This is a genomic window from Kitasatospora sp. NPDC049258, from assembly GCF_040678895.1.
Taxonomy (GTDB): domain Bacteria; phylum Actinomycetota; class Actinomycetes; order Streptomycetales; family Streptomycetaceae; genus Kitasatospora.
This window is the reverse complement of sequence record NZ_JBFAQT010000001.1, coordinates 333880-351736: the sequence shown is the minus strand read 5'-3', so window position 1 is coordinate 351736 and position 17857 is coordinate 333880. Positions and strand designations below refer to the sequence as shown.

Below are 17857 nucleotides of genomic sequence, written 5' to 3'. Positions count from 1 at the left end.
ACGCCGCACCGCCGACCCCGCCCCGCCCCACGGCGCACCGCGCCGACCCGGAGGCGGTCATGAACGCCGACGTGACCGTCCCGGTGACGGTGATCGGCGCCGGACCGTACGGGCTGGCCGTGGCCGCCCATCTCAAGGGCCGCCGGGTGCCCCTGCGGATCTTCGGCGAGCCGATGGACAGCTGGCGCTCCCGGATGCCGACCGGGATGTTCCTGAAGTCCACGCCGCGCGCCTCGTCCATCTCCGACCCCGCGGGCCGGTACCGCCTGGCGGACTTCCGGGCCGCGACCGGCCGGCCCCAGGGCGGTGACCAACACCCGATCCCGATCGACGAGTTCATCGGCTACGGCGAGTGGTTCGAGCGCACCTGCGTCCCCGAGGTCGAGCGGACCACGGTGCTCGGCGTCCGGTACGAGGGCGGGCGCTTCCAGCTGCTGCTGGACACCGGGGAGTCGTTCACCAGCGGCGCCGTGGTGCTGGCCACCGGGCTGCAGCCGTACGCCTCGGTGCCGGGCCTGCTGCAACCGCTGGTGGACGCGGGCCTGGCCTCGCACTCCGCGGCCCACGTGGATCTGGGCAAGTTCGCCGGGCAGCGGGTCGCGGTGATCGGGGCCGGCCAGTCGGCGCTGGAGAGCGCCGCCCTGCTGCACGAGGCGGGCGCCGAGCCGACCGTGGTCGCCCGCACCGACAAGCTGCTGTTCGGCGTCCCGCCGGACACCGACGAGAGCCGGGACCGCCCGCTGCCAGCCCGGCTGGCCAGCCCGGGCTCGCCGCTGGGCCCCGGCTGGGGGCTGCTGGCCTTCAGCCGGATCCCCGCCGCCTTCCGGTACCTGCCCGACGCCCGGCGGGCCCGCTCGGTGCGCACCGTGCTCGGCCCGGCCGGGGCCTGGTGGCTGCAGCCCCGGGTGGACGGCCGCTTCCCGGTGCTGACCGGGCACGCCCTGGAGGCCGCCGAGGCCGACGGGAGCGGCGCCCGGCTGCGGCTGCGCGGCCCGACCAGGTCGCTGGAGGCCGATCACGTGCTGGTGGCGACCGGGTACCGGGTCGACGTGGAGCGGCTGGCCCTGCTGGACGCCCGGGTGCGGCAGGCGGTGCGGCGGACCCCGCTCGGGGCGCCGCGGCTGTCGGCCGGCTTCGAGTCCTCGGTGCCGGGGCTGTACTTCTCCGGGCTGTCCGCCGCGGACAGCTTCGGCCCGCTGCTGCGGTTCGTCGCCGGCACCGAGTTCGCGGCCCGGCGGATCAGCGGCGCGCTGGCCCCGGCGAAGCGCTGAGCGCACCGGCCCGGCGGGGCGCCCTCAGCGGGGCACCATGCGCAGCGGAGCCAGCGGTGCGCTCAGGGCCCGGCGGGCGATCCGCAGGGCCGGGCGACCGCCGAACCGGACCGCCTCGGCGAGCGCGGGCAGCGGGTCGTCCCGGCAGAGCCAGGCCCGCTCGGTGCCGCGGCGCGGCCACGGGTCGGCCGGCGGCGTGCGCTCCCGCCAGGCGGTGACCGCGGTCGACAGCAGATCCACCTGGCCGACCCCGAAGTGCCGGGCCAGCTGCGGGCCCTGCGGCACCGGGCGCCCGGTGAGGGACAGGTGCAGGGCCCGCACCACGTCCACCCCGGCCGTGGTCTCGAACAGCCGGAACTGGGCGCCCGTCCGGGGGTTGAAGTCCACCAGCTTGTACCGGCCGTCGCGGCGGTCCAGCCGCCAGTCCAGATCGGCCACCCCGCTGTAGCCGATCTGCCGGCAGAGCCGGGCGGCCAGTTCGGCCAGCGGCGGGTTGGGCAGCGCGCGGGCGCGGGTGGTGATCCCGGCCCCGGGCGGCCAGGAGCGCAGCTTGAGCCCGGTGAAGACGGCGAGCGGCTCGCCACCGGGCCCGCAGCACAGGTGGGTGAACCAGTCCTCGGCGTGCTCCGGCGGCAGGTACTCCTGGATCAGCAGCGCGGGCAGCAGCTCGGACGGGCAGGCGGCCAGCAGCGCCGCCTCGTCGCGGACCACCGTGGTGGCCCCGACCGCCGGGCGGTCCAGCCGGCTGAACGCGCCGAGGTTCTTCAGCACCACCGGGTACCCCCACTCGCGCGCCGCGGCGAGCAGCTCGGCGCGGTCGCGCGGGGCCCGGGCGCGCGGGGTCGGGATGTCGTTCGCCTCGCAGAGCAGGCGCAGCTCGCCCTTGTCGGCCAGCCGGCGCGGCAGCCCGGCCGGCACCGCCGGCAGCAGCAGGTGGGGGGACAGCTCCTCGGCGTGCTCGGCGAGCAGGACGGCCGCCTCGTCGTCGGTGGCCACCGCGACGCTGCGGCCGTCGACCGACCGGGCCGCCGCCAGCAGGGCCTCCAGCAGCAGCCGGGGCGGCTCGCGGCCGGTGGTGGGCCGGACGAACGCCGAGCTGAGGTAGCGGGAGACGGCGGTCGGGGTGAACCGGTCCTCGACCATGGCGTGCACCGGCACCCCGAGCCGGCCGAACGAGCGGGCCACGCCGACCGGGCTGTGCGCCTGCGGGTAGCAGCCGACCTTGACCAGCAGGACGGGGACGGCTCGGTCCAGATCGGGCCCGGCTCGCTGCATGGCTGCGCCGCCTCCTCTCGCGCTCAGTGCTGCCAGACCGCGACCCAGTCGACGTGCAGCTGGGCTGCGTCGACCGAGAGCGGCGGCGAGCTCGGGTATCCCACGGCGAGGTTGAGGATCAGCTCCATCGCGACGTGCGGGATGACGGCCGGGTCGGTCACCCGGAACTGCTCGACCCCGTCCACGTACCAGGTCACCGACCCGGGCTCCCAGTCCATGGCGAACACCCGGAGCCCCGCGGAGAAGTCCGTGGACTGGTAGCGCCGGCCGACCCGGTCGTCACCACCGCCGGGGGCGCGCCAGTGCAGGTTCATGTCGACGAAGCTGTTGCTGCCGGGGAACTCGGCGACGTCCAGCTCGGGCGGGGTGCCCCGGGTCTCGGCCGGGATCAGCCAGAACGCCGGGAACATGCCCTCGGGGTCCTGCGGGGTCTGGATGGCGGCCGCGAAGTAGCCGTAGGTGAAGGTGTGCAGCGGGGCGCCGTTCCAGCTGGCGCGCCCGGTGCTGACCATGCCGGAGGTCCACGGGTAGGTCCGGCCGTCGCTGCCCGGGGTCGCCCGGCGGTCGGCCGTCAGGACGAGGGCGCCGGAGGCCGCCTTGGCCTGCCCGGGGAGGTACCACTGCTCCTCGTGGTTGCCGGCGTTGGTGCAGCCACCGTCGTTCCAGTCGTAGCAGGTCACCCAGTTGGCGGGGTTCAGGGTCAGGCCGTTGAAGTCGTCCCGGAACACCTCGTGCCAGGGGCCGTCGGCGGCCGGCCGGTCGGTCGCGGTGGCGGTGGGGCCGGGGTCGACGCCGTTCAGCGCCTGCGGCTGGACCCTGAGGCCGGCGACGGCCGGGGTGCCGCAGGCCGCGGTGAACAGCAGCAGGACGCTGCCCAGCAGGACGCCGACCCGGCCGGTGACCCGCCGGCGGCGGGGGGCGGCGGCGGGCACGGCCGGGCCGGGGTCCCGCTGGCCGGCCGGCCCGGGGGCGTGCCCCCGGAAGGGCCACAGGCGGCGCGGGCGCCGGCCGGGCAGCAGCACCAGCAGGGAGGTGAGCAGCGCCAGCGCGGCCAGCGCCCGGCCCGGGGTGAACGCGTGGGCGAGGAAGAGGGCGACGGCGGTGACCGTCGCGAACGCCGCGCTCAGCGCCACGGTGAGCAGGGCGACGGCCAGCCGGTCGGGCCAGTCGGTGGCGCGGGGCCGGGCCGTCCCGGGCAGCATCGCCGCCGCTCCCGGGCAGACCAGCAGGAACGCGCCGGTCACGGTGATCCGCACCGGGTCGGCGGCCGGCAGGACCAGGGTCAGCAGCGCCAGCCAGCCGGACAGGCCCAGCAGCAGCCGCAGCGGGTTGGGGCGCCAGGTCCTCATGGCTGTCCGATCTCCGGGTAGAGGTGCGCGCCGTCGACGACCGGTGCGTACCGGTAGACGATCGCGTCGTGTCCGGAGTAGACGGGCACGAACTCGGGGGCGGAGGCGGCGGCGTCGTTCACCCGCTGGACGGTGTCGGCCGGGAAGAGCCCGGTCAGCTCGCACTCGACGGCCTGCGCCCTGGTCAGGACGAGGTACGCCGGGCCGGTCACCCGCGGATCACTCATCGTGGCCTCCAGTGCCGACTTCGGGTCGGCCAGCAGCTCCCGCCGGTCGGGCAGGCTGCCCTGGGACAACACGATCCGCTGCCGCTGGTCGTAGCGCATCTCGCCGCCCGGCAGGTCGCCGGTGACCGAGACCACCAGCGAACCGGGCGGGGGCACGTCGGCCACGTACCGGGTGGCGGTGACCTCGTCGGCGGTGAAGTAGTTCATCGACTCCTTGCCGTAGTAGCCGACGAACAGCCCGGCGAGCAGGGCGAGCATCACCGCGGTGGAGAGCGCGGCCGCGATCCAGGACCGCAGGCGCAGCCGGGGCCGGGTCGACACCAGCAGGGTGGCCACCAGGAAGGCGGCGGCCGGGAGCGCGAACAGGTAGGCGCGGAAGATCATCTCGCCGCCGTAGTTGTTGCTGAGCAGCAGCGGCAGCGGGGCCACCAGCAGCCACGGCAGCGGGGTGCGGCGGGTCCAGCGGTGGCAGAGCAGGGCGAGCACGGCCAGCAGGAACACGGTGACGGTCATCCCGCGGTCCACCCAGGAGGCGAGCACCTGGGCGTGCGCGGTGGTGCCGAGCCGGGACAGGCTGGGCAGCGCGTTCTGGTCGGGCGAGCTGAGCGCCGCGACCAGGCTGTTCAGGTTGGCCGAGATGTAGGGCCGGGCCACCGTGGCGTTCCACAGGAAGGTCATCGCGACCGCGCCGGCCAGTACCGGCAGTACCACCCGGCGGTTGCGGCGGGGCAGGGAGAGCATCAGCAGGAAGCTGATCATCATCAGCGGGGTCAGCGGGTGCGAGCAGACGACGGCCGCCACCAGCACCATCAGCAGCACGAAGGGCGCCGGCCGCCAGCCGCGCCGGCGCGGTTCGGGTGGCTGCGACACCGCCCGCGCTCCGGCCGGTTCCGCGCCCGGGGAGGCCGCGCGCAGCTCGGCCAGCCGCCGCAGCACCAGGGCGAGCACGGTGAGGAAGAGGAAGTACGCGAAGGCCTGCGGCGCGAAGTAGTCCTGGCCGACCCAGGCGGTCGCGAAGTAGAGCCAGACCCCGCCCCACAGCAGCCGGCGGTCCCGGGTGAAGGTCCGGTAGATCAGCAGCAGCGGCGCCAGCAGCAGCAGGTTGGCCAGCACCGGGTACCAGGCCGCGTACCCGAGCGCGGAGTGCAGCCCGGTGGCGCGCAGGAACAGCGCGTTGAGCTGGAAGAACCCCGGCCACTGGTCGTAGACGTCCATGTTGTGCGAGCCCGGCACCGCGCCGTTGTGGCGCATCATCGCGTCGATCACCGCGACGTGCTTCCAGGCCCAGGAGTAGCGCAGCGAGGGGTACAGCAGGCTCGGGGTGGCGTGGATGACCGCGATCAGGCCGACCACGTAGCCCGCCGCCCAGCGGTGCGGGACCTGCGGGGCCCGGAGTGTGGCGACGAAGCCGAGGGTGAGCAGGACGACCGCGACCCAGAACAGCGGCGGCAGTGCCTGGAGCAGGCCGAGGGCGCCCATCCGCTCCAGGTGCACGCCGGACAGCGACACCAGCCACAGGCCCAGGGCGATCGGCAGCGCGGCCCGGATCAGCCAGCCGGAGCGGCCGGGCAGGTGGACGGCGCCGGGCAGGTGGACCGTCCGGGGCAGGCGGCGCAGCAGGCGGCGGGTGCGCCCGATCGGGCGGGTCCCCGCCGGCGGGTGGGCGGGCGGGTCCGAGGCGCCGGTGGTCTGCTGGTCAACCATCTCGGTGCCCTCCGGCTCCGCGCCGCGCATCGGCTCGATCATGGTCAGGCCTCCTGCGGCGGGCCGCCCACCGGGCTGCCGACCGCTGCCCGCAACCGGCGGTAGCTGCGCCACCCGCGGGTGTAGAGGCTCTCCGGCACCGGCCCGACCACGGCCCCGTTGCCCATCGTCCAGTCCTGGAAGACGTGGTCGGGGGTGTCGTTGCGGACCATCAGCCGGCAGATCCGCATCGGGTCGTCGGCGGCCGAGCTGAACTTGTTCTCGACCGCGGTGGCCGAGGTCCAGCCGGCTTCCCGCACCCGGCGGCGCACCGCCGGGCTGGAGTAGCCGTGCGGGTAGGCGAAGGCGGTCACCTCGTGCCCGAGCACGTCCTCCAGCAGGTGCTTGGACCCGGTGATCTCCTCGGTGGCCTTCTGGCCGTAGACGGTGTCCAGCTGGGCGTGGGTCTGGGAGTGGCCGCCGATCTCCACGCCCAGCGCGTCCAGCGTGTTGATCTGGCGCCAGTTGAGCATCGGCGCGGGCGGCAGCAGGCTGCCGGAGGGCGTGCCGCCGGGCGGATGGATGGCGCCGACGGTGACGTAGAGGGTGGCCGACAGTCCGTGGTCGGAGAGGATCGGGGCGACTGTCCAGTAGAAGTCGGCGAAGCCGTCGTCGAAGGTGAGCACCGCGACCCTGGGTGGCAGCGGGGGTCCGCCGTGGATCGCGGCGACCAGCCGGCGCAGCGGCACCACGGACAGGCCGCTGTCGGTGATCCGTTCGATCTGCTCGCGGAACACCCGCGGGGTGACGGTGTAGGGGGCGATCCAGGACGGCGGGTCGTCCGACACCGAGTGGTAGAGGAAGACGGGTACCGGCATCATGTCGGGCTCCTCACCGATCGCCTCGCGGCGGCGGATCCGCCCGTGCCGGTGGCACCGGCGGATCCGGCCCGGAGGCTGCTGGCACGGCCCGACGTGTAGCCGAGCATCGTGATTCCCACGCCCGCACAGAGCGTGCCGGCGGTGCGGAACTCGGCGTGCAGGACGCAGCGCAGGATCGCGGCCGGCACGGTGCGCCGCAGGTAGCGGCGCTCGTCGGAGAGCGCCGCCCGGGGCCCCGCGTGCCGGGCCACCATGGCCTTGGAGCGGCCTTCGGCGTAGCAGCGGGAGCTGAAGTAGGACCAGGTGGTCCTGGTCGGGGGTACGTGGTGGCGGACCACCGCGGCGGGCTCGAAGCGCAGCACGGCGCGCGGGTTGAGGGCGGCGATCCGCAGGCAGAGCTCGGTCTCCTCGCAGCCCAGCGGCTTGGTGCCGACCCGGCCGAGGTCCAGCCGGAACCCACCCGCCGCGACCATGTCGGCGCGCCGGAAGGACATGTTGGCGCCGGTGAAGTTGCGCACCTCGGCGGGCGCCCGCGGGGAGCCGTGGTACGAGCAGCCGACCACCCAGTCGAACTCGGGCGGGAACCAGCTCGGCCGGCCGGTCTCCCACCAGGCCCGCACCAGCCCGCCCACCCCGAGCACCGAGGGGTCGCGGTATCCGGCCAGCAGCCGCAGCGTCCACTGCGGGTCGGCCACCGCGTCGTCGTCCAGGAAGGCGACCACCTCGCCGCTCGCGGCCGCGACCCCGGTGTTCCGGGCGCCGGACAGACCGCGCTGCCGGGAGTTGGCGATCACCCGCACGCCCGGCAGGAGCCGGGCCGCGCGCTCGGCGAGCTCGGGGCAGTGGTCGACCACCAGCAGGAGTTCGGTGGGCGGTCGGCGCTGGGCGCGCACCGAGGCGACGGCGGCGGACAGATCCTCCCACCGGTCGAGGGTGTACGCGCAGATGACGACGGACAGGGTGGGCCCGCCGTCGGGTCGGGCGGTCATGACGGCCTCCGGTCGGGTGAGGGCAGCCAGCGCGGCAGGGTGACCAGCAGCGGCAGGCCGAGCGCGCATCCGGCGATCAGCCAGGCGAAGCCGACACCGGTCAGGCCGAACGCGGGCAGCAGGGCGCCGACCAGGACGATGACCAGGACGGCGAAGGCGAACTGCAGGGCGATCAGCCAGCGCAGGGCCCGGCGGACCCGGCACACCTCGATCGCGACGCTCAGCAGCACGTTGGGAAGGGCGGAGAGCACCATCAGCCGCAGCACGGTGGTGCCGTTCTCGGCGTAGCCGGGCCCGAACAGGCGCAGGATCCACGGCGCGGCCACGATGACCACCGTGGTCGCGGCGAGCAGCAGCAGGCCGGTGTGGCGCAGCGTCCGGCGCGCGTGCTCGGCCAGCCGCTCGGGGGCCCGGGCCGCCTCGACGACCAGGGAGCTGCCCATGCTGTAGGCGGCCACGTAGAGCGTGTCGGCGATGATCCAGGCCAGCGAGTAGTAGGCGTTCTGCTCGGCGCCCAGGTGGTTGAGCACCATCAGCGGGACCACGCTGTAGGCCGCGATGCTGGAGAGGTTGCCCAGGTAGTCGGCGGTGGCGTAGCGCATCACCCGGGTGGGTGCGGGCGCGCCGGTGCGGTCGGCCCGGTGGTGCTCGGGCACCGCCCGGCGGAACAGCACCAGGTTGGTCACCACGATCGACACCAGCAGGCCGGCCGACCAGGAGACCAGGATCCCGGTGCCGAGCGCGAGCAGCGCGCAGAGCGCCAGCATGCCGGTCTTGGCCACCGCGAACAGGGCGTTCTCCCCCAGCACCCAGCCGGTGCGGCGCAGCCCGGTGAGCGCGCCGTCCTGGAGCACGAAGACCGAGTATCCGGCCGTGGCGGCGATGAAGGCGACCGCCAGGACCGGCTCCCGCAGGTATCCCAGGCCCGGCGCGATCATCGGGATCAGCAGCAGGAACACCACGGCCGCCAGCGCGCTGGCGCCGGCGCTGATCGCGTAGCAGCGCAGCACCAGCCCCCGGGTGTGCCGGCCGGCCCTCGGGACGAACCGCACCAGGACGTTGCCCAGGTTGAAGCTGCCCAGGGCGGACAGCAGGGTGGCCGCCGACAGCGCGGCGTAGCTGCGGCCGACGATCTCCGCGCTGTACCAGCGGGTGGCGAAGATCCAGAAGAGCGATCCCAGCGCCGCCGCCAGCACCGTGCTGGCGACCAGGATGTGCCCGTTGCGCAGCAGCGGCTCCCCGATGGCGGCCGGCTTGGCGGACCGCACCCGGGCGCGCAGCAGCGTCAGGTAGGAGCACTGGCAGGGCAGCGGCTCGGGGCAGGAGCACGGGCGGGCGGCCTGGGCGGCGGCCGAGCGGGCGCTGAGACCGGAGGTCACGACGGTTCGCCCACCCGGGTGCCGCGCTGCTCCCAGCGGCTCAGCAGGTAGTTGGGCGGGCCGCAGACCAGGCCCCGGAACTCGGCAAGGCCGAACGGGGCGGGTGCGCGTCCGGTGACCCGGTCGTGCCGGTCGTGCCGCCCGGAGCGGTCGCGGCTGCGGCGGAACACCTCGGCGGTGCCCCGGGGGGCCTCCCGGACGAGGGTGGCCAGCAGCCCGGGGCGGCGGGAGAGCACGGCGGTCAGGTAGGCGCCGAAGCCGACGCCGAAGCCGAAGATCTGCTTGGTGAGGCCCGCCATGTCGCGCCGGTGGCGGTGCCAGACGATGGCGTCCGGCTGGTAGGCCACGGTGTGCCCGCCGTCCAGGACCTGGTAGAAGGCGAGCAGGTCCTCGCCGCCGCGGGTCCTGGTGCCGGCGCCGGTCGCGGGGTCGAAGCCGCCGAGGCCGCGCAGCAGTTCGGTGCGGAAGGCCATGTTGGCGCCGGTGCCGAAGCCGCCCACCGAGAGCGGCAGGAGCGGGTCCGGGCGGTCGATCAGCGACCAGCTGCGGGCGGTGAAGCCCTTCGCGTAGCCGCCGTAGCGCTCGAACGCGGCCTGCGCCTCGGTGTCCAGCTCGGCGGGCAGGACCAGGCCGGTGACGCAGCCGATCCGGCGGTCCGAGCGGAACGCCGCCACCAGGGCCGGCACCCAGCCGGCGTCGGTGAGGGCGTCGTCGTCGGTGAACGCGCAGATCTCGCCGTGGGCGGCGGCCAGGCCGGTGTTGCGGGCCCGGGCCAGGCCGGCCACCGGCTCGCGCAGGTAGCGCACCCGGCCCGGGTAGCTCGAACGGACCAGCCGCTCGGTGGCGTCGCTGGAGGGCGCGTTGTCCACCACGATCACCTCGACCCGCGGATGGGTCGTGCTGAGCACGGCGTCCAGGCAGGGCTTGAGCTGGTCCTCGCGGTTGCGGGTGCAGACGATCACGCTGACCGACACCAGGTCGGCGCCCGCGGCGGGCGGCGGGGCGGCGGGCAGCGAAGCCAGCAGGTCACCATGGGTCGGCGGGTCGTGGGGGGTCGGCGGGTCGTGGGGAGATTGCGGGTCGTGGCGGACCTTCGGGTCGCGGTGCGGGGCCAGGTCACGGTAGGCGGCCTCGACCACCGCGCGCGGCAGCCCGGCCGGGTCGCCGGCCGAGCCGGTGGCCGTGACCAGTCCGAGCGGGTGTCCGTGCCGCCGGACCAGCGCCAGCGCCCGGCCGGTCGACGGCGTCCGCAGCCCGCCCGGGGTGCGCAGCTCGTCCGGCTGTTCCAGGTCCAGTTCGACCACCTGGGTGGGTGCGGCGACCGGACGGCGGGGGGAAGTGATCATCACGGGCTACTCTCCGGTCCGGACACCGCGCTGGTGCCAGACGCTCAACAGGTAGCTGACGGGGCCGTACATCAGGCCCCAGAACTCCAGCCGGCCGAGACCGGCCAGCGAGTCGCGGACGGCGGGGGCGTCCTGCACCCGGCGGCGGCGGGCCGCCTGCCAGGCCCACAGGCCGCGCGGCAGCCGGCGGGCCAGCCCGACCAGCACCTCGGGCTGGTGGGAGACGGCGGCCGCCAGGTAGGCGCCGAAGCCGACGCCGAAGTTGAAGACCTGCGCGGTGAGCGCCTCCATGGTCCGCGGGTGCGGGTGCCAGACGATGGCGTCCGGCTGGTAGGCCACGGTGTGCCCGCCGCCCAGGATCCGGAAGAAGACCAGCAGCTCCTCGCCGCCGCGGGCGGCGGTGCCGGCGCCGGTCGCGGGGTCGAAGCCGCCGAGACCGCGCAGCACGGCGGTGCGGAAGGCCATGTTGGCGCCGGAGCCGAAACGGCCGACGGAGAACCGCAGCAGCGGGTCGTCCGGGCGCTCGCGCAGCGACCAGCTGCGGGCGGTGAAGCCCCTGGCGTAGCCGCCGTACTCCTCCAGCGCGATCTGGGCCTCGGTGTCCAGCTCGGAGGGCAGGACCAGGCCGGTGACACAGCCGATCCGCTGGTCCGAGCGGAAGGCCGCCGCCATCGCGCCGACCCAGCCGGCGTCGACCACGAGGTCGTCGTCGGCGAAGGCGCAGTACTCGCCGTGGGCGGCGGCCAGGCCGGTGTTGCGGGCCCGGGCCAGGCCGGCCACCGGCTCGCGCAGGTAGCGCACCCGGCCCGGGTAGCTCGAACGGACCAGCCGCTCGGTGGCGTCGCTGGAGGGCGCGTTGTCCACCACGATCACCTCGACCCGCGGGTAGGGCGTGCGCAGGAGCGAGTCCAGGCAGCGCGGCAGCAGGTGCGGGCGGTCGCGGGTGCAGACGATCACGCTGACCGAGGGCGGTTCGGTGGCGGCGAGGCGGGCCCGGCCGGTGCGGTCGGGCAGGGTGCCGGGGGTCGACGTGGACAGGGCGGGGACGTGCAGTTCGCGATGAGCGGCATCGACCAGCGCCCGGCACAGCGCGGCGGAGGCGCCCGCTGTTCCGGTGGAGGTGACCAGGCCGAGCGGGTGTCCGTGCAGCCGCACCAACGCCAACACGCGGCCGTCCGGGTCGGCCGGTCCGAGACCGCCGGGCGAGCGCAGCGCGCCCGGCTCGTCCAGGTCCAGTTCGACTACCCGGACGGGGGTGTAGAGCGAGTCGCGGGCGGCAGGGCAGGGGCAGGCAGCTGCGGTGCGCCGGTCGGAGCCATTCATCATCGCTCCTCCGAGGCGAGCGGCGCCGACACCTTGGCGCCGGGACGTTCGGCGATCAGGGTGTGCAGCACCCGCCGGCCGTCGGAGACGGCATGCAGGTGCGAACGACCGCTGCGGCGGGGGAGTTCGAGGCTCGGTACCTCGGCGAGGCGGAGGCCCGAGCGGAGGACGTGCGCGATCATCTCGGCCTCGATCTCGAAGCCCGAGGAGCGCAGGTCCAGTTCGTCCAGGAAGCTGCGGCGGAAGGCGCAGAATCCGTAGCAGAGATCGGTGAGCTTGGCCCCGTAGAGCCGGTTGACCACGGCCAGCAGCGCGCGGTTGCCGACCGACCTGATCCGGGTGAGGTCCAGCGAGCCGCCGCCGCCCATGCACCGGGAGCCCTTGACGAAGTCGTAGCCGTTCGCCAGGAAGTGCAGGTAGTGCGGGATCTCGCCGGGCCACATCGAGCCGTCGGCGTCCATCATCACGATGAACTCGCCGGTGGCGGCGCCGAATCCGGTGCGCAGGGCGTTGCCCTTGCCGGGGCCGATCTGGTCGACGTGGCGGACGGTGGGCAGGCACTGCTTGGCCACCGAGACCGTGGCGTCGCTGGAGTCCCCGTCGACCAGGATGACCTCGTCGACGCAGCGCGGGATCTGCTCGAAGACCCAGGGAATGTTGCGCGCCTCGTTGTGCGCGGGGATGACCAGGCTGACGCTGTGACTGACGGCGAAGTCGGAGGCACGGCGCATCGGTGGCCGGGTGACGGGCCGGTCGGAGGCACGGCGCATCGGGCGGCCGTCGGGGCCGGGGTAGGGAAGGACGTTGTCAGGAGGCAGCGTGGTGCTCATCGCGGGCAGTCCCTAGGAAGGGCACCGGGCACTCAGAGGCCCGGCACACGGGTACCTGAACGGGGCGGGTGAGGGCCCCGGGCGGGGAAAAAGCGGAGAGCGGGCCCCACGGCGCTACGGGCTTCTCGGTGGTACTCCCCCGAAGCCCCTCGTGTGCGCCGACCGGTCTCGGGCGCCGAAGCGCCGACACTTACAGCAACTGGCGTGATATGTACGTCCGCCGCGAGGCGGTGCCAGAGCCCCATCACATCAGCCCCACCGCGGCACGTCAAGGGGTTTTGTCCGATTTTTCTTACTTTGCGCTACTGTTCACGCTCGGTGACCGGACGGGCCTCGCGCCGGTGACCCCACGCCGGTGGGCTCAGGCCTCGTGCGCGAGGCCCGCCTCGGGGAGGCTGGCCTCGGCGATCCGGCGGGCGATCTCGCCCGGCCGGACCGGGCGCCCGAAGTGCCAGCCCTGCGCCCAGTCGCAGCCCATCAGCCGCAGCCGCTCGGCGTCCGCCCGGCTCTCCACGCCCTCGGCGGTGACGGTCAGTCCGAGCGTGTGGGCCAGCGAGACCAGGCCGCTGACGATCCGCCAGCCCAGGTGGGTGTCCTTCGCCGGGTCGTGCAGATCGCCGACGAACGAGCCCGCGATCTTGAGCCCGGAGACCGGCAGGTCGCGCAGGTAGGCCAGGTTGGACCAGCCGGTGCCGAAGTCGTCCACCGCGAGCGAGACGCCCATGTCCACCACCGCGTGCAGCGCCTTGAGCGCCTCGTCCTCGGGGCCGACCACGGTGGACTCGGTGATCTCCAGCTGGAGCATCGCCGGATCCAGCCGGGTGCCGCGCAGGATCCGGTCGATGTCCCCGACCAGCCCGGCGTTGCGGGCCTGACGGACCGCCAGGTTGACGCTGAGTTTGGGCGCCCGGCTGCCGAACCGGTCGACCCAGTCGGCGGCCTGACCGCACGCCTGCTCCAGCACCCAGCGGCCGAGCGGCATGATCAGCCCGGTCTCCTCGGCCACCCCGACGAACTCCTCGGGGCCGAGCACGCCGAGCTGCGGGTGGCGCCAGCGCACCAGCGCCTCGACCGCCACCAGCGAGCCGTCGGCCAGGTCGACCATCGGCTGGTAGTCGATGAAGAACTCGCCCCGGTCGAGCGCGGACGGCATCCGCACCGAGACCGCGTAGCGGCTGACCGCCCGGGCGTTCTCCTTCGGGTCGAACAGGGTCCACCGGCCGCGGCCGGCCTCCTTCGCCCGGTACAGCGTGAGGTCGGCGGCGCGGACCGCGGCGCCCGGGGTGGTGGTGGCGATCCGCCGCTCCAGCACGCCGACGCTGGCGCCGACCGCCAGCTTGTGGTCACCGATCAGTACCGGCTTGGCCAGCGCGGCCAGCACGGTCTTGGCGGCGGCGACCGCCTCCTGCTCGCCCCGGCAGTTCTCCAGCAGCACCACGAACTCGTCGCCGCCCAGCCGCGCGACCATGTGGCCGAGCGGGGTCAGCGCCGAGTCCAGCCGGGCCGCCACGGCGGCCAGCAGCTGGTCCCCCATGTCGTGGCCGAGGCTGTCGTTGACCACCTTGAAGCCGTCCAGGTCGACGTAGCACAGGCCGAACCTGGCACCCGGCTCCGGCTCCTCGAACAGCCCTTCCAGCCGTTCGAAGAAGGCCGCCCGGTTGGGCAGCCCGGTCAGCGGATCGTGGGTGGCCTGATGGCGCAGCCGTTCCTGCAGCCGGTAGCGGTCGGTGATGTCCTCCAGCATCGCCACCTGGTACTGCGGCACGCCCTCGTCGTCGCGGATCAGCGAGACCGTCAGATGGGTCCAGACCACCTCGCCGTCGTGCCGGTAGTACGGCTTGTCGAACTGGAAGTAGTCCCGCTTGCCGCTGATCAGCTCCTCGTACGCCTCCCAGACCCCCGGGGTGTCCTCCGGGTGCACCAGGTCGTTCACCCGGCGGCCCTGCATGTCCTGCGGGCTGGCGCCGAAGATCTCCTGGAGGGCGCGGTTCACCGCCAGGATGTTGCCCTCGGTGTCGCCGAGGCCGATCCCGATCGCGGCGCTCTCGAACAGCGCCCGGAACCGGGCCTCGGAGGACCGCAGCGCCCGCTCGATCTCCTGCCGGGCGGTGTCCGCGGCCAGCCGGATGGCCTCCTGCTCACGCAGCGTGCGCTCGCGCAGCGCGGCTGCCCACCCCGCCGCGAAGGCCCCGCACAGCGCGGGCCCGCGGTCGTCCCGGACCGGGAACTCCTGGAGCAGCTCGACCGCCTGCGCCAGTACGACCGGATCGGTGAAGTGCGAGTCGACCAGCAGCGCGCCGGCCCGCTCGGCGAGGGCCGGGTCGAAGGACTCGTCCTGCCGGGCCCGGTGCAGCAGCTCGGCGGTCCGGCCGACCAGCAGGCTCAGGGTGCCGGGGTGCACCGCGCTGCCGTGGCCGCCGCGCAGCAGCCTGGTCCAGGCGTCGTGGAAGGCGGGTCCGCTGCCGGCGCCCGCCTCCGACAGCCCCCCGCTCACGGCAGTCTTCCGACGCCGGCCACACCGGTCATCCGCTCGGGGTGAGCGCCGACGGCCTCCGGCCGGTCCGGCCGCCACTCGGGCAGGAAGACCACGCCGGGCTCCAGCAGCTCGAATCCGTCGAACAGCCCGGTGATCTGCTCCACCGGCCGCATGGTGAGCGGGGTCGGGGTGCGCTTGTACAGGTCCTGGTGTGCGCCCGCCTGGTCCGGCCGGCCCTCCAGCGAGGCGTGCGAGAGCACCATGGCGCTGCCCGGCGGCAGCGCGTCCCGCAGCTGCCGCACCAGCTTCTCCGGCTCGTCCTCGTCCTTGACGAAGTGCAGTACGGCGACCAGCAGCAGCACCACCGGCTCGCCCGGCGCCAGCAGCTCCGCCACCTCGGGGCGGGAGAGCAGGTCCGGTACGTCCCGCAGGTCGCCCTCGACCACCGAGCTGAGCCCGTCGTCCTTGAGGATCAGCCGGCTGTGTGCCACCGCGACCGGGTCCAGGTCCACGTACACCACCCGGGCGTCGGGCTGGATCGCGCGCGCGGCCTCGTGCACCGGGCCGAAGGTCGGGATGCCCGAACCGATGTCCAGGAACCGGGTGTAGCCCTGCTCGGCCAGGTGCTGCACCGCCCGGCGCAGGAAGGCCCGGTTGGCCCGCATGATCTGCGGCAGGTCCGGCCAGAGTTCCATCGCCTTGCGGGCCATCTCGCGATCGGCCTCGAAGTTGTGCGAGCCGCCCAGGTAGTAGTCGTAGACCCGGGCCGCGTTCGGCTTGTCGAGATCCGTTCCGGCGGGCACCCAGCTCGGTTGCCGCATGACGGCACCCCTTCCGGCAATGGGAAAAGACAACAGGCCATAAAGATCTTCCTATCCTACGATCTTCTTTGCAAGTCGGGTCCACCGGTCGGAAACCGCACGGACCTGTCGTACCCGCACCGCCCGGGCGCCGTGCGCCACGGCCGTCGGGGGCATCCCCGGCCGTCGTCCTGCCACCCGCCCGACCTCGGCGGACAATGGGGTGGCGATGACCGGAAGCATCGAGGACTACGCCCTCATCGGAGATCTCCAGACCGCCGCCCTGGTCGGCCGGGACGGGTCGGTCGACTGGCTCTGCCTGCCGCGGTTCGACTCCCCCGCCTGCTTCGCCGGGCTGCTGGGCGACGCCCGGCACGGCGCCTGGCGGCTCTCCCCCGCCGACGGCGCCGAGTGCACCGACCGCCGCTACCGGCAGCACAGCCTGGTGCTGGAGACCGACTGGGAGACGCCCCGGGGCGCGGTCCGGATCACCGACTTCATGCCGCACCGGGACCGGGTGCCCCAACTGGTGCGGATCGTCGAGGGGCTGCGCGGCAGCGTGCCGATCCGCGGCGACCTGCGGCTGCGCTTCAACCACGGCCGGGTCGCCCCCTGGGTGCGGCGCACCGAGCACCACCGGGTGGCCGTGGCCGGGCCGGACTCCGCCTGGCTACGGGTGCCGCCCGGGGTGCACACCTTCGGCCAGGACGGCGCCACCATCTCCGAGTTCACCGTGCAGGCCGGCCAGCAGGTGCCGTTCGTGCTCACCTGGCAGCCCTCCCACCAGCACATGGCCGCGCGCACCGACCCCGGGCAGGCGCTGGAGCGGACGGTGCTGGCCTGGCGCGACTGGGCCGCCAACTGCCGCTACACCGGCGAGTGGCAGGACGCGGTGCTGCGCTCCCTGATCACCCTCAAGGCCCTCGCCTACGAGCCCACCGGTGGCATCGTGGCCGCACCGACCGCCTCGCTGCCGGAGCTGATCGGCGGCGAGCGCAACTGGGACTACCGCTTCTGCTGGCTGCGGGATTCGAGCATGACGCTGTCCGCCCTGCTCCGCAGCGGCTTCCGGGACGAGGCCGCCGCCTGGCGCAAGTGGCTGCTGCGCGCGATCGCCGGCGACCCCGGCGACCTGCAGACCGTCTACGGGGTGGCCGGCGAGCGCGGCCTGCCCGAGACGGTGGCCGGCTGGCTGCCCGGCTACCGCGGCTCCGCCCCGGTGCGGTTCGGCAACGCCGCCGTCCACCAGCTCCAACTCGACGTCTACGGCGAGGTGGTGGACACCCTCCACCTCGCCCTGCAGGCCGGCATCCCGATGGAGCGGCAGGTCTGGAGCCTGCTGCGCAGCCTGATGAGCTATCTGGAGCAGCACTGGTCCGACCCGGACGAGGGGCTGTGGGAGGTCCGGGGCCCGCGGCGGCACTTCGTCCACTCCAAGGTGATGTCCTGGGTGGCCGCCGACCGCGCCGTCCGGATGGCCGAGGCCACCGGGCTGCCCGCCCCGGTCGACCGCTGGCGCGCCATGCGCGACCAGGTGCACGCGGACGTCTGCGCCAACGGCTACCACCGGGGCCGCGGCGTGTTCGTCCAGCACTACGGCGGCAAGGAGCTGGACGCCGCGACGCTGTTCATCGTGAAGGCCGGCTTCCTGCCGCCGGACGATCCGCGGGTGGTGCGCACCGTCGAGGCCGTCCGCACCGAGCTGGACCACGGCGGCTTCGTCCGGCGCTACCGCACCGGGCCGGGCTCGGACGGCCTGCCGGGGGCCGAAGGCGCCTTCCTGGCTTGCTCGTTCTGGCTGGCCGACGCGCTGGTGGCGATCGGCCGGCGGGACGAGGCCCGGGAGCTGTTCACCCGGGTGGTGGCCCTGGGCAACGACCTGGGCCTGCTCTCCGAACAGTGGGACCCGGCCGAAGGCCGCCAACTCGGCAACACCCCGCAGGCGTTCACCCACGTCGCGCTGGTCAACTCGGCCTTCGCCCTGCTCGAACCGTGACCCGGGCGAGGTGACACCGGCCCGACCGGCGG

Annotated in this window: 13 protein-coding genes; 2 read left to right on the top strand and 11 right to left on the bottom strand. The window is 74.4% G+C overall.

Annotated elements, in window-relative coordinates; all coding sequences use genetic code 11:
- Positions 1–59 precede the first annotated feature (59 nt).
- Positions 60–1271 carry an FAD-dependent oxidoreductase gene (locus AB0K43_RS01655; RefSeq protein WP_363634591.1) on the top strand — a complete coding sequence of 404 codons (1212 nt, stop codon included), beginning with the start codon at positions 60–62 and terminating at the stop codon, positions 1269–1271.
- 24 nt (positions 1272–1295) lie between these two features.
- Here the strand turns inward: AB0K43_RS01655 and AB0K43_RS01650 are convergent, their stop codons facing one another.
- The 11 genes from AB0K43_RS01650 to AB0K43_RS01600 all read right to left on the bottom strand — a co-directional run bounded on the left by AB0K43_RS01650 (position 1296) and on the right by AB0K43_RS01600 (position 15850).
- Complete coding sequence (locus tag AB0K43_RS01650; RefSeq protein ID WP_363634589.1) at positions 1296–2546, bottom strand: ATP-grasp domain-containing protein; 1251 nt, start codon at positions 2544–2546, stop codon at positions 1296–1298.
- A gap of 23 nt (positions 2547–2569) precedes the next feature.
- The gene (locus AB0K43_RS01645) at positions 2570–3895 is read right to left on the bottom strand and encodes a glycoside hydrolase family 16 protein (protein WP_363634587.1); all 1326 of its coding nucleotides are present in this window, start codon (positions 3893–3895) and stop codon (positions 2570–2572) included.
- Positions 3892–5868, bottom strand: coding sequence for a glycosyltransferase (locus tag AB0K43_RS01640; protein WP_363634585.1), 1977 nt, complete (start codon positions 5866–5868; stop codon positions 3892–3894). The genes AB0K43_RS01645 and AB0K43_RS01640 overlap by 4 nt, the downstream gene beginning before the upstream one ends.
- A gap of 2 nt (positions 5869–5870) precedes the next feature.
- Positions 5871–6686, bottom strand: coding sequence for a polysaccharide deacetylase family protein (locus AB0K43_RS01635; RefSeq protein WP_363634583.1), 816 nt, complete (start codon positions 6684–6686; stop codon positions 5871–5873).
- A complete protein-coding gene (locus tag AB0K43_RS01630) occupies positions 6683–7675 on the bottom strand; it encodes a glycosyltransferase family 2 protein (protein ID WP_363634581.1) in 993 nt (330 codons plus the stop codon). Before AB0K43_RS01630 ends, AB0K43_RS01635 begins: the two co-directional genes overlap by 4 nt.
- Entirely contained in the window at positions 7672–9054 is a 1383-nt protein-coding gene (locus tag AB0K43_RS01625; RefSeq protein WP_363634579.1) for a lipopolysaccharide biosynthesis protein, read from the bottom strand. Before AB0K43_RS01625 ends, AB0K43_RS01630 begins: the two co-directional genes overlap by 4 nt.
- Positions 9051–10400, bottom strand: coding sequence for a glycosyltransferase (locus AB0K43_RS01620; protein ID WP_363634577.1), 1350 nt, complete (start codon positions 10398–10400; stop codon positions 9051–9053). Before AB0K43_RS01620 ends, AB0K43_RS01625 begins: the two co-directional genes overlap by 4 nt.
- Positions 10401–10406: 6 nt before the next feature.
- The gene (locus tag AB0K43_RS01615) at positions 10407–11726 is read right to left on the bottom strand and encodes a glycosyltransferase (RefSeq protein ID WP_363634575.1); all 1320 of its coding nucleotides are present in this window, start codon (positions 11724–11726) and stop codon (positions 10407–10409) included.
- Positions 11723–12553, bottom strand: a complete 831-nt coding sequence (locus tag AB0K43_RS01610) for a glycosyltransferase family 2 protein (protein ID WP_363634573.1) — start codon at positions 12551–12553, stop codon at positions 11723–11725. Before AB0K43_RS01610 ends, AB0K43_RS01615 begins: the two co-directional genes overlap by 4 nt.
- Positions 12554–12914: 361 nt before the next feature.
- Positions 12915–15047: an EAL domain-containing protein gene (locus tag AB0K43_RS01605; protein ID WP_363634571.1), complete on the bottom strand. Its 2133-nt coding sequence runs from the start codon at positions 15045–15047 to the stop codon at positions 12915–12917.
- The gene (locus tag AB0K43_RS01600; protein WP_363634569.1) at positions 15044–15850 is read right to left on the bottom strand and encodes an SAM-dependent methyltransferase; all 807 of its coding nucleotides are present in this window, start codon (positions 15848–15850) and stop codon (positions 15044–15046) included. The genes AB0K43_RS01605 and AB0K43_RS01600 overlap by 4 nt, the downstream gene beginning before the upstream one ends.
- Before the next feature lie 208 nt (positions 15851–16058).
- Here AB0K43_RS01600 and AB0K43_RS01595 point away from each other — a divergent pair, with 208 nt between their 5' ends.
- On the top strand, positions 16059–17825 hold the full coding sequence (locus AB0K43_RS01595) for a glycoside hydrolase family 15 protein (RefSeq protein ID WP_363634567.1): 1767 nt from the start codon (positions 16059–16061) through the stop codon (positions 17823–17825).
- Positions 17826–17857: the final 32 nt, after the last annotated feature.